Origin of the sequence: Tessaracoccus sp. MC1865, from assembly GCF_017815535.1 — a bacterium.
GTDB lineage: Bacteria > Actinomycetota > Actinomycetes > Propionibacteriales > Propionibacteriaceae > Arachnia.
On the sequence record NZ_CP072596.1, the window covers coordinates 2,227,259 to 2,239,912 of the forward strand.

The 12,654-nt window shown below is 69.0% G+C and carries 7 protein-coding genes; all 7 read left to right on the plus strand.

The annotated features are described in order from the left end of the window. Positions 1-13 precede the first annotated feature (13 nt). The 7 genes from J7D54_RS10430 (at position 14) to J7D54_RS10460 (ending at position 12,606) form a co-directional block, all read left to right on the plus strand. Entirely contained in the window at positions 14-3,166 is a 3,153-nt protein-coding gene (locus J7D54_RS10430) for a DEAD/DEAH box helicase (protein WP_182763830.1), read from the plus strand. Between the two features lie 67 nt (positions 3,167-3,233). Next, positions 3,234-4,871: a hypothetical protein gene (locus tag J7D54_RS10435; protein ID WP_182763831.1), complete on the plus strand. Its 1,638-nt coding sequence runs from the start codon at positions 3,234-3,236 to the stop codon at positions 4,869-4,871. Positions 4,872-5,006: 135 nt separating this feature from the next. Beyond that, positions 5,007-6,881 carry a 2-oxoacid:acceptor oxidoreductase subunit alpha gene (locus J7D54_RS10440; RefSeq protein WP_245243958.1) on the plus strand — a complete coding sequence of 625 codons (1,875 nt, stop codon included), beginning with the start codon at positions 5,007-5,009 and terminating at the stop codon, positions 6,879-6,881. Then, positions 6,881-7,915, plus strand: a complete 1,035-nt coding sequence (locus J7D54_RS10445) for a 2-oxoacid:ferredoxin oxidoreductase subunit beta (RefSeq protein WP_182763832.1) — start codon at positions 6,881-6,883, stop codon at positions 7,913-7,915. The genes J7D54_RS10440 and J7D54_RS10445 overlap by 1 nt, the downstream gene beginning before the upstream one ends. 29 nt (positions 7,916-7,944) lie before the next feature. Then, on the plus strand, positions 7,945-9,144 hold the full coding sequence (locus tag J7D54_RS10450; RefSeq protein ID WP_182763833.1) for a hypothetical protein: 1,200 nt from the start codon (positions 7,945-7,947) through the stop codon (positions 9,142-9,144). A gap of 19 nt (positions 9,145-9,163) precedes the next feature. Continuing rightward, entirely contained in the window at positions 9,164-11,113 is a 1,950-nt protein-coding gene (locus J7D54_RS10455) for a M13 family metallopeptidase (protein WP_182763834.1), read from the plus strand. A 212-nt stretch (positions 11,114-11,325) separates the two neighbouring features. Then, positions 11,326-12,606: an ABC transporter substrate-binding protein gene (locus J7D54_RS10460; RefSeq protein WP_245243959.1), complete on the plus strand. Its 1,281-nt coding sequence runs from the start codon at positions 11,326-11,328 to the stop codon at positions 12,604-12,606. The last annotated feature ends 48 nt before the right edge of the window (positions 12,607-12,654 follow it).

Below are 12,654 nucleotides of genomic sequence, written 5' to 3' on the forward strand. Positions count from 1 at the left end.
ACTCGCCCGAGCAATGACGACGACCTACCCGGACTGGGTCCCGCGACTGACCGACGCGGACCTCACTCTTCACTTCGGCGCACCGACGGTGGCGCGCGGGGCGCACTATGCCAACCTGGGGCGGGTCTCCAACATCCAGACGGCCGGTGTGCTGGCCACTGCGCAGGTGCGCGGTAGCAACTTCCGGCAGTACCAGACGAGCGTCGCGCTCAACCGCGGCGTGCTCACCGCCACGTGCAGCTGCCCCATGCGCGCCAACTGCAAACACGCGGTGGCTCTCATCCTCAGCATGCGCACCCCGGCGCTCACCCGCCCCCAGGTGTCCTGGCGGGCGCTGCTACAGCCGCTGATGGATCAGCCAACCGTGGCGGACGGCTCGCCGATGGCGTTGGTCTTCAGCGAGGACGGCGCGGAGCTCGGCATCGCCCCCGCCCGGTTGGGCGCCCGCGGCAACTGGGTCCGCTCCGGTGTCGGCTGGGCCGAGATCATCAGGGACCCGGGGAACCTGGAACCGTCCCACCTCGAGGCCGTCCGGGCCGTCCTCGAATCACGCGACCTGTCCAGGGGCGGCGGCAACTGGGTGCCGCAGGTGCTCGCGTTCAACGACCTCAACCCGGGCGTCTGGGAGGCCCTGCGCCGCGCCTCCGCCGCCGGCATCGAGTTCATCCCGGGTACGGCGGCCTCGGGCCGCACGATGGCGCCGCCGGTGGTCTCGGCCCAGCCCTTCGAGCCAACGCTGCTGCTGCGCCGCGACGACGGCGGCCTGAGGCTGGTCCCGGCCGTGCACGACGGCGAGGACACCGTCGAGGTGACCGGCCGGGCGCTGCTGGGTCGCCCGGCGCACGGCGTGTCGTTCCCGCGTGAGGGCGAATTGGTCCTGGGCGCGCTGTCGCGCCCGCTGGACCAGTCGGAGCAGCGGGTGTTCGCGCACGGCTCCATCACCGTCCCCGAAGCAGAGGAGGCGGCGTTCTCCGCCGGCTTCCTGCCGCAGTTGCGCCGCCGGCTCCGGGTGAAGCTCGCCGAGGACGTGCAACTCCCTGAGCCTGAACCGCCGAAGCTGCTCCTCCGTGCCGAGTTCTCCCCGGACGCTGCCACCCTGCAGTGGGGCTTCCGATACCGCATCGGCACCACCGTCGTCGACGTGCCGCTGCAGGCCCGCGCGTCGGAGGCGCACCCCCGCGACTACGCGGCCGAGGCGAAGCTGCTCCCGCTGGCGGCGAGTCCCTGGTTGCAGCCGCTCTCCCAGCGGCGCCCTGAACCCACCACCCTCACCGGGCGGCCGCTCATCGGGTTCGCCAGCGACACCCTCCCGGACCTGCAGGCGCACCCGGACGTCGAAGTTGAGTCCACGGGCAGCGCCCGCACCTACCGCGAGGCCGACGACCAACCGGACATCGAGCTCAACGTCACCGAGTCGGAGAAGGGCGACTGGTTCGACCTGGGTGTCAACGTCACCGTCGGCGGCGAGCCCGTGCCGCTGGCCGAACTGCTGGCGGCCCTCACGGCCGGCGACGACCACCTCGTCCTCGATTCGGGCGTCTGGTTCTCGTTGGACGTGCCGGAGCTGGTCCAGCTCCGCGAACTCCTCGACGAGGCGAGGCTGCTCGTCGAGCACGACGGCGACACCATCCGCCTGCGGCCCGAACACGCCGGCCTCTGGGACGAGCTGGTCTCACTCGGCGTCGTCGCAGAGCAGTCCGCCGCGTGGCGGCAGTCGGTGCAGGGTCTGCTGGACCCCGAATCGCTTCCCCCCGTGGATCTCCCGAGGGGCCTCGACGCGGAGCTGCGCCCCTACCAGGACACCGGTTTCCGCTGGCTCACGTTCCTGTGGCAGACGCGGCTGGGCGGCATCCTCGCCGACGAGATGGGCCTGGGCAAGACCCTCCAGTCGCTCGCCTTCCTGCAGTCGGTGCACGAGCGGGGAGAGCTGACGCACCCCGCGCTCGTCGTGGCCCCCACCTCCGTCATCGGCACCTGGGTGGCGGAGGCGGAGCGGTTCGCCCCCGGCCTCACAGTGGTGCCCATCACGGAGACCCACGCCCGACGTGGCACCCAGCTGTCGGAGGCCATCGAGGGGGCAGACCTCGTCGTGACGTCCTACACACTGTTGCGGCTCGAGGAGGAGGCCTACCGGGACCTGGAGTGGTCTGCGGTGCTGCTCGACGAGGCGCAGTTCGTGAAGAACCACACGTCGAAGGCGTACAAGGCCGTCCGCCGGCTACGGGCACGCCTGAAGGTCGCCCTCACCGGCACGCCGCTGGAGAACAACCTGATGGACCTGTGGTCGCTGCTGTCGATCGCCGCCCCCGGGCTGTTCCCGGATCCGAAGGCGTTCACCATCGCCTACCGCAAGCCCATCGAGAACGGGAACCGCGACACCCTGGCCCGGCTCCACCGCCGGACGCGCCCGCTGATCCTGCGGCGCACCAAGGCCGCCGTCGCGGAGGAACTGCCGGACAAGCAGGAGCAGTTGGTGCCGGTGCAACTCGCCCCGGCGCACCGACGGATCTACGACAAGCACCTGGCCCGCGAACGACAGAAGATCCTCGGCCTGGTGGGAGACCTGCAGCGCAACCGCATCACCATCCTGCGCTCGCTCACCATGCTGCGCCAGCTGAGCCTCTCGCCCGTCCTGGTCGACGGCGACTACCCGGCCGTCTCCGCCAAGATCGACGCCCTGCTCGACCTGCTCGACGAGGCCCTCTCCGAGGGTCACCGGGCCTTGGTTTTCTCGCAGTTCACCGGGTTCCTGGGGTTGGTGCGGGAGAGACTCGACGCCGAGAAGATCAGCTACGAGTACCTCGACGGCAGCACCCGAAACCGGGCGGAGCGGATCTCCGCCTTCCGCGGCGGTGAAGCCTCCCTGTTCCTGATCAGCCTGAAGGCCGGCGGCTTCGGCCTCACGCTGACGGAGGCGGACTACGTCTTCATCCTGGACCCGTGGTGGAACCCCGCCGCGGAGGCGCAGGCCATCGACCGGACGCACCGCATCGGGCAGGACAAGCCCGTCAACGTCTACCGGCTCGTCGCGGAGGGCACCATCGAGGAGAAGGTGGTGGCGCTGCAGGAACGCAAGCGCGCCCTGTTCGACGACGTGGTGGGCTCCGGTTCAGACACGGCGGCCCCCATGAGCGCGGCAGACATCCTGGGGCTGATTCAAGACTGACAAGGGCCTTGGGTTAGGCTCCGTGATCGGGGAAAGCGTCGCGAGAGCCCCTGGGGAGAAGAACCTGATGAACCGCCTGAAGACCGCCGTGCTGGTCACGCTCATGGCAGTGGGCGGCGTGCTGCTCCCCACCGTCACGCAAGCCCCCGAAGCGGCCGCGCTCGATGTGTACACCACTCCCGGCACCCACACGCTCAACGGTCGCCAGTGGAAGACGACGTGTGCCGCGTACTCACCGACGATCGACCGCTGCCGTACGGAGATCTTCGCCACGCAGATCACCCGCGACGCGGCGGGGCGCTTCAGCCAGGCCAACGGCTGGGCCTTCAACAACCTCACCTACAAGCCCGTTGCGCACAAGCTGTGGGGCGCCAACCCCCTGGCCAACCCCGGCGAGTGGACGGAGGGCGGCCGCAGGTGGCGCACCGAGTGCGGCACCGCGGCCACCGGCAAGGACGGCTGCCGCAGCTACATCCACGGCACCGCCTACACCTCCGTGGGCGGCCGGGTCGAGGCCGTCAACCAGTGGATGTTCAACAACATCGTCCGCGTCACGCCGGGGTCGATGAAGGTGGGCCTGGAGGCGGACCAGATCCGGCAGGCGCCGGCCTTCCTGCACGGCCGGCGGTTCTTCACGCTCGGCACGATCATCACCGACCCGAACGAGGGCGGCCAGGCACGCGGCACCGGCCGGCTCAGCCAGGTCGAGCTCGACCCGGGCGGCCAAGTGGGCACGTTCAGAGAGAGCCACTGGTCGTTCACCTGGGACATGGCGCGCGAGTCCGATTACGGCGCCTTCCGCACCTCCATCGGCAACCGCCCCACCGGCTGCACTGTCAGCGCCCCGGACAACGCGGACCGCACCCGCATGGGGCTGCCCGCGTTGCCCGCCGGCACCTGCGACGTGCGGGCGGCCCGGTCCTTCACGGCGAAGCCCACCGTGCGCTACGGCACCTACGACCACTCGGGCGGCAACCGCCTCCGGTTGTTCTGGAACAACTCGTTCACCACGGAGACCTACCTCGACACCAGCGCCCCCGGCGCCGCCCACAGCGAACTGCGCCTCGCCGCCCACACGCACCAGGGCAGCGTCAACGCGCTCGGGTTCATGTTCGGTTCGACGAAGGCCCCGGCGGCCGGCCGCTCGATGGTCCCCGAGACCCAGAAGCAGCCGCCGTGGCTGCCGCCGCGCTCGGTCAATCCGGCCGTCGTGTCACAGTCGCTCTTCCCGAGCCCGGCCGGGGGCGCCGACAAGACCCTCTGGGTGCAGAACCTGGCCACCCCCGCCCTTCTCCCGGTGCGGCAGTCCTTCCAGTTCCGCGATTACCAGGACGCCGGACGCGGCTGCATCGTGACGAAGCCGGAGTTCCGGGGGCGGGTCTCGCCGTCGGGCTGGCACTCCTACTTCTGCCCCCTGGCCGACAACGGCAAGCTGGTCTGGCACCACATGGCCGCGTCGCTCGTGGCGGAAGGTCACGGCCTCTGCGGGATCGGAGACTGGAGCAAGTGCGCCGCCGCCAGCCCTCAGACCGTCCGGTACGGGCTCCCCGCACGGGCCGGCGGCCACGTCTACGCCGGGCTGCAGCTGATCGACGACGACAACGAGCTGGCCGCGATCGTCGGCCTGGAGACGAGCATGTACAACCACAAGGCCAGTTCGCAGTCGGCCATGGCACTGTTCGCCGCCGTGTCCCCTGACAGCTGAACGGGGATTCTCCCGAGCGATCGGGACTAATCGGGTGCCGCCCGGTGTTATGCGCTGAGGGACCCGCGAAATACCGGGTCTAAACTCTGACCGGAGACGATTCGTCTCCTGCGACACGACAAGAGGGAACAGACAGTGGCAGACCAGCTCTCGCTCGACCGGGTGGTCATCCGTTTCGCCGGTGACTCCGGCGACGGCATGCAGCTCACCGGAGACCGCTTCACGGCCGAAACGGCCGCGTTCGGCAACGACATCGCGACGCTGCCCAACTTCCCGGCGGAGATCCGCGCGCCGCAGGGCACGCTGCACGGGGTGTCCAGCTTCCAGCTGCACTTCGCCAACTTCGACATCGTCACCCCGGGTGACCGGCCGGACGTGCTCGTCGCGATGAACCCTGCGGCCTTGAAGGCGAACCTGAAGGACCTGCCCACGGGCGGCGTCATCATCGTCGACACGGCAGACTTCACGGCCCGCAACCTCAAGAAAATCGGGTGGCAGACCAACCCGCTCGAGGACGGCAGCCTCACCAATTATTCCGTGCACTCGCTGGACCTCACCGGCCTGGCCACCGGCGCCGTTGAGGGATTCGGGCTGACCCGCAAGGACGCCTCGCGCACCAAGAACATGTTCGCCCTGGGCCTGCTGAGCTGGCTCTACTCGCGCCCCGTCGACGGCACCCTCCGGTTCCTCAGCGAGAAGTTCGCCTCCAAACCGGACATCCGCGACGCCAACATCGCGGCCTTCAAGGCCGGTCACGCCTACGGCGAGACCACGGAGGCGTTCGAGGTCAACTACACCATCGCGCCGGCACCGGTCGCCGCCGGTCGCTACCGCCAGGTGTCGGGCAACATGGCCACGGCCTACGGCCTCATCACGGGCGCCCACAAGGCGGGCCTGCAGCTCTTCCTGGGGTCCTACCCCATCACCCCCGCGTCGGACATCCTGCACGAACTGTCGCGCCGCAAGGACCTGGGCGTCATGACCTTCCAGGCGGAGGACGAGATCGCCGCCGTCGGCGCCGCGCTGGGCGCGTCGTTCGCCGGCTCCCTGGGCGTCACCACGACGTCGGGCCCCGGCATGGCGCTGAAGGCTGAAACCATCGGTCTGGCGGTGATGACCGAGCTCCCGCTCGTCGTCGTCAACGTGCAGCGCTCCGGCCCGTCCACGGGCATGCCCACCAAGACCGAGCAGGCGGACCTGCTGCAGGCGATGTACGGCCGCAACGGCGAGTCGCCGCTGCCCGTGCTGGCCGCAAAGTCCTCGACGGACTGCTTCGACACGGCGCTGGAGGCCTGCCGCATCGCGGTGAAGTACCGCACACCGGTCATCATGCTGTCCGACGGATACCTCGCCAACGGCGCGGAACCCTGGAGGCTGCCGGACCTCAGCGAGATCGAGCCCATCGAACCGGGCTTCGCCACCGAACTCAACGGCACCGACGCCTCGGGCAAGGATGCGTTCCTGCCCTACGCGCGTGATCCCGAAACCCTCGCCCGCGCGTGGGCCGTGCCAGGCACCCCCGGCCTGGAGCACCGCATCGGTGGCCTCGAGAAGTCCGAGGGCACGGGCAACATCTCCTACGACCCGGACAACCACGAGGCCATGACGCTGACGCGCCGGGCGAAGTTGCGGGGCATCGCCCGCGACATCCCGGACCTCGTCGTCGACGACCCCACCGGCGACGCCCGCGTGCTCGTGCTGGGCTGGGGTTCGACCTACGGCCCCATCACCGCGGCCGCGCGGCGCGTCCGCCTCTCCGGCCGCAAGGTCGCGCTCGCCCACCTGCGCCACCTCAACCCCATGCCGGACAACCTGGGCGACATCCTGCACCGCTACGACAAGGTCGTGGTGCCCGAGATGAACCTCGGTCAACTCGCCGTCGTGTTGCAGGCCCGGTATGCCAAGGCCATCACCCGTTACTCGCGCGTCCGCGGGCTCCCGATCTCGCTCACCGAGCTCGAAGTCGACCTGTGCGCGGAGATCGACGCCACCACCAAGGAGGACAACTGATGTCGGGTCTCGTCGGAGTTCCGCTGAGCGTCGAACCGCTCAGCAAGAAGGACTTCACCTCCGATCAGGAGGTGCGCTGGTGCCCCGGCTGTGGCGACTACGCCGTGCTGTCGACCTTCCAGTCCATGATGGCCACGCTCGGCATCAAGCGGGAGAACACCGTCATCATCTCGGGCATCGGCTGTTCGTCGCGGTTCCCGTACTACGTGGACTCCTACGGCATGCACTCCATCCACGGGCGCGCACCGGCCATCGCCACGGGCGTCGCCATGACGCGGCCGGATCTCAACGTCTGGGTCGTGACGGGAGACGGTGACGCCCTCTCCATCGGCGGCAACCACCTGATCCACACGCTGCGCCGCAACGTGAACCTCACCATCCTGCTGTTCAACAACCGGATCTACGGCCTCACCAAGGGCCAGTACTCCCCCACCTCGGAGATCGGCAAGCTCACCAAGTCGACACCGTACGGCTCGGTGGACACGCCGTTCAACCCCGTCACGCTCGCGCTCGGCGCCGAGGCGACCTTCGTGGCCCGCACCATCGATTCGGACCGCGCGCACCTGTCCGAGGTGCTGACGGCGGCGGCCAACCACCGCGGCACGTCGCTGGTGGAGATCTACCAGAACTGCCCCATCTTCAACGACGACGCCTTCTCCACGTTGAAGGGCCCGGACGGTCTGCTGATCAAGCTGGTGCACGGCGAGCCCATCACGTTCGGCAACGGGGAACTGGCGGTTGCCCGGGGAGTCGACGGCGACCTCAAGGTGGTCCGCACCGCGGAGGTGGACCAGGCCAGCATCGTCGTGCACGACGAGACGCGCCAGGACCCCACGCTGGCGTTCGCACTGTCGCGCCTCACGGAACCGGGCGTGCTCCGGCAGGCCCCCATCGGCATCTTCAGGCGCGTTGAGCGCCCCAGTTATGATGACCTCGTCCGGGACCAGATCGGTACCGCCAAGGCCGAAGACACCGAGGCAGCGCTGGCCGCGGTACTCGCCGGGCCAGATACCTGGGAGGCAGAGACGCGATGACAGACCGGCAGCCGGGTTGGCATCAGCCGATGCCTCCCGACGGCCCCACGTCACCCACGACGCCCACCCGCCCCATGACCGGCGACGAGGCGCCGCCCCCCGCTCCGGACACGTTCGACGCCGTCGGCATGCAGTCCGTGCTCACCCGCGCCCGGAACCACAGCCGCTTCGTCGCGCCTCCCCCTGGGGACGCCGCCGTCCGGCGACCCTTCCCCGTGCGGGCGTTCGTGTGGGGGATGGCGCTGATCCTCGCCGTCGGTGTACTCACCGGTTTCCTCTACGTGAACCACTTCAGGCCGGTCGCCGATGATCCTGACACGATCGTCTCCCTGCCCAGCCCGACGGCGAGCATCTCGGAGGTCACGGCACAGACGCCGCAGGAGATCGTCTCGGAGTATTTCGAGGCACTCTCCACCGGCGACCTCGGCCGCGCGCTGGCGATGGGCGACACCGGCGGCAACGGCTCGCAGGCGCTGCTGAACGCGGACGTCTACGCCCGCTCCCGCGAACTGAGCCCCATCACCGATGTCGAGATCCTGTCGGACAGCCTGACGGCCACCGACGTCCCGGTGCGCTACCTCATCGCGGGCCAGCCGTTCGAGACCACCATCTCGCTCAACCTGCTGGACAACGGCAGGTACCGCTTGGCGCAGACCACCGTCACTGCAGAGTTCGTGCTCGCCGGCGGCCAGAACCTCCCGGTGCTGGTCAACGATCAGCGGATCGACCCGTCGCTCACCTACGAGGTGGTGCCCGGCACCTACGAGGTCTCCACTGGGCTGCCCTTCCTCGATTTCACCGAGACCAGCGTGCTGCAGGTGGCCTCCCCGTCCCGGGCCGACGCCGTGAAGGTCAACATCACGCCCGAGCTCACAGAGGCGGGCCGGGACGCGCTGATCGGGGCCGCCAGGGCCTCCCTCAACGCCTGCTTCAGCACTCCGAGCATCGCTCCGGCCGGGTGTCCCAACCAGGCGGAAGCAGCCGGTGGCGCGACGGTCTCCTCTGCGAGATGGCGCCTGACCAACAACCCCTGGTCCGATGTTTCCCCCACCCTGGTGGCAGACGACCAGAGCGTGGCCCTGATCCGGCTGCGGCTGGCCACCGCGCTCGACATCACCTACAGCAACGGGTCCGCCTCGCACCCCACACCGACGATCTCCGCCGACGTGCGCGCCTCCATGCTGGGCCGCGATCCGTCGGCCATCGAGGTGACCTGGAGCACCGGATAGCGACGGTAGGGTGGCCGCCATGACCCCTGCGATCGACTTCGAACATTCCGACCCCGCCGTGCGTCCACAGGACGATCTCTTCCGCCATGTCAACGGAACCTGGCTGCGGACGGCCACCATCGAGCCTGACCAATCCTCAGCCGGCGGTTTCGTGGACCTGCGCAACGCCGCAGAACTGGACGTGCGCGCGATCGTGGAGGAGCAGCAGCAGAGCGACCCCACCAGCGACGAGGGCCGCATCGCCGCGCTCTACGCCTCCTTCATGGACACGGACCGCATCGAGGCGCTCGGCATCGAGCCGGTGCGCCCCATCCTGGACACGATCGACGCGATCGACTCGCCCGTCGCCCTGGCCCGGCACCTCGGCTGGTCGCTGCGCCATGGGTTGAGCCCCTTGGTGCACCTCTACGAGGAATCAGACCCGGGAGACCCCAGCCGCTACGCCGTGTTCGCCTCCCAGGGTGGCCTGGGGCTGCCCGACGAGGCCTACTACCGCCTGGAGGAGCACGGCGAAATCCGGGAGAAGTACCTGGCGCACCTGACGCGGGTCTTCGAACTGGCCGGCTTCGAGCTGCCCGAGCAGCAGGCCCAGGCCGTCCTCGCCGTCGAGACCGAGATCGCGTCACACCACTGGGACAGGGTCCGGTGCCGCGACCTGCGGGCGATGTACAACCCCACGTCGCTGGAGGACGTCATCTCCGCCACGCCGGGGTTCGACTGGGACGCGTTCCTCGAAGGCGCCGAGATCCCTCGCGGGAAGCTGGCTGAACTGATCGTCAGTCAGCCGTCGTTCCTCGAGGGGGTGGCCCCGGTGCTGGTGTCGGCGCCCCTCGACACGTGGCGGTCGTGGGCACGGTGGAAGGCGCTTTCGGGGCTGTCGGCCTACCTGTCCGAGGACCTCGTCGAGGCCCGCTTCGACTTCTACGAGAAGACGCTGGCGGGCAACGAGGAGCAGCGCCCCCGCTGGAAGCGCGGCCTCGCCCTGGTGGAGGGCGTGCTCGGTGAAGCCGTCGGCCGCCTCTACGTGGAGCGCCACTTCAAGCCCGAGGCGAAAGCCGCCATGGACGAGCTCGTGGGCAACCTGATGAGGGCCTACGAGAACTCCATCACGAAGCTGACCTGGATGACCGAGGAGACGCGGGCCGAGGCGCTGCGCAAACTCAGCAAGTTCACTCCCAAGATCGGTTACCCGGTGAAGTGGCGCGACTACTCGGCGCTGCCGGTCACCGCCGACGACCTGGTCGCCAACGTGCTCGCCGCCAACTCCTTCGAGCTGGACTACACCCTGGAGCGCATCGGTGGGCCGGTGGACCGCGACGAGTGGCAGATGTTCCCGCAGACGGTCAACGCCTACTACCACCCGCTCCGCAACGAGATCGTGTTCCCGGCCGCAATCCTGCAGCCGCCCTTCTTCAACGCCGACGCGGACGACGCGGTCAACTACGGCGCCATCGGCGCGGTCATCGGCCACGAGATCGGGCACGGCTTCGACGACAAGGGCAGCACCTGCGACGGCGACGGCCGCCTGCGTGACTGGTGGCAGCCCGCAGACCGGGAGGCCTTCGAGGCGCTCGCCGAGCGGCTGATCGGTCAGTATGAGGGCCTCATCCCGGAAGGCATCGAGGGCGCCGGCGTCAACGGCAGGCTCACCGTCGGGGAGAACATCGGCGACCTCGGCGGCCTGGGTATCGCCTACGACGCCTGGCTGCTGGCCGGCGGCGACCCCCATGGCGAGGCGGTCGACGGCCTGACCCCGGCCCAGCGCTTCTTCACCGGCTGGGCGCAGGCCTGGCGCGGCAAGCGGCGCCCCGAAGCCATGAAGGTCCTGTTGGCGACAGACCCGCACTCCCCCAACGAGTTCCGCTGCAATCAGATCGTGCGCAACCTCGACGCTTTCTACGGCGCCTTCGAGGTCAGCGACGACGACGCTCTCTGGCTCGCCCCTGAGGACCGCGTCACCATCTGGTGATCTCGGAGGAGAGGGCTGGAGCGCTGATCATGGCGCTCCAGCCCTTTTTGCGTTTACCCTTGTCAATGCCATTTCGCGCAGTTTGAGATCGCTCTCATGTCTCGATTTGATAACAGAACCCCGCTTCAGCTTGACGTACGGCGCGCGAACGATGACAGTTGCTCCATGAGAGCGCTCCCACGGAGCGCACGGACATTGACGAAGGAGTCATAGTGAAGAAGCGTTCCATCGCCCTGGTCAGTGCGCTGGCCATCGGGCTCACCGCCTGTTCCGCCAGCGCGGAGCCTGCCGACAACGAGACCGGAGCCAGCAGCGACGAGCAGATCACCCTGCGCGTGGCCACGTTCAATGAATTCGGCTACGAGGATCTCTTCCAGGACTACATGGATGAGCACCCCAACGTGAAGATCGAGCACAAGAAGGCCGCCACCACCGATGAGGCCCGCGACAACCTCAACACCCGCCTGGCCGCCGGCTCCGGCCTCTCCGACATCGAAGCCGTCGAGGTCGACTGGCTGCCCGAACTGATGCAGTACGCCGATAAGTTCGTCGATCTCAAGAACGACGACGTCGAGGGCCGCTGGCTCGACTGGAAGGAAGCCTCCGCCACCACCGCCGACGGCCAGCTGATCGGCTACGGCACCGACATCGGCCCCGAGGCCGTGTGCTACCGCTCGGACCTCTTCGAGGCCGCCGGCCTGCCGTCGGACCGGGAAGCGGTCGCCGACCTCCTCGAGGGCGACTGGGACACCTACTTCAACGTCGGCAAGGACTTCGTCGCCAAGTCCGACGCCGCCTGGTACGACTCCTCCGACGCCACCTTCCAGGGCATGGTCAACCAGGTCGCCACCCCCTTCGAGAACGAGGACGGCACGCCCATCCCGCTGGGCGAGAACACCGAGATCAAGGCCATCTACGACCAGATCATGCAGGCCAAGGCCGACGACCTCTCCGCCGGGTACGCCCAGTGGAGTGAGGACTGGACCGCGGCCTTCCAGAACGACGGCTTCGCCACGATGCTGTGCCCCGGCTGGATGATGGGCGTCATCGAGGGCAACGCGGCCGGCGTGACCGGCTGGGACGTGGCTGACGTGTTCCCCGGCGGCGGCGGCAACTGGGGCGGCTCGTTCCTGACCGTTCCCGAGCAGTCGGCCAACCCCGAGGCCGCCCGCGAGCTCGCGGCGTGGCTGACGGCCCCCGAGCAGCAGATCAAGGCTTTCATGTCGAAGGGCACCTTCCCCTCGCAGGTCGACGCCCTGGACAGTGAAGAGCTCCTCGGCCAGACCAACGAGTTCTTCAACGGCGCCCCCACCGGCGAGATCCTCGCCAACCGTGCGGCCGCCGTCGACGTCACCCCCTTCAAGGGACCGAACTACTTCTCGATCCGCGCCACCGTCACCGATGCGCTGAACCGCGTCGAGTCCGGCACCGACGACGCGGCGTCGTCGTGGGACAAGGCCATCGAAGCCTACGAGGCCCTCGGCCTCAACTGATCCCCGACTGGGTGGGCCCGGCGCTCCGCCGGGCCCACCACACACCCA

Coding starts and splice junctions, on each gene's coding strand:
- J7D54_RS10455 (WP_182763834.1), top strand. CDS start 9,164: ATGACCCCTGCGATCGACTTCGAACATTCCGACCCCGCCGTGCGTCCA.
- J7D54_RS10450 (WP_182763833.1), top strand. CDS start 7,945: ATGCCTCCCGACGGCCCCACGTCACCCACGACGCCCACCCGCCCCATG.
- J7D54_RS10430 (WP_182763830.1), top strand. CDS start 14: ATGACGACGACCTACCCGGACTGGGTCCCGCGACTGACCGACGCGGAC.
- J7D54_RS10435 (WP_182763831.1), top strand. CDS start 3,234: ATGAACCGCCTGAAGACCGCCGTGCTGGTCACGCTCATGGCAGTGGGC.
- J7D54_RS10445 (WP_182763832.1), top strand. CDS start 6,881: ATGTCGGGTCTCGTCGGAGTTCCGCTGAGCGTCGAACCGCTCAGCAAG.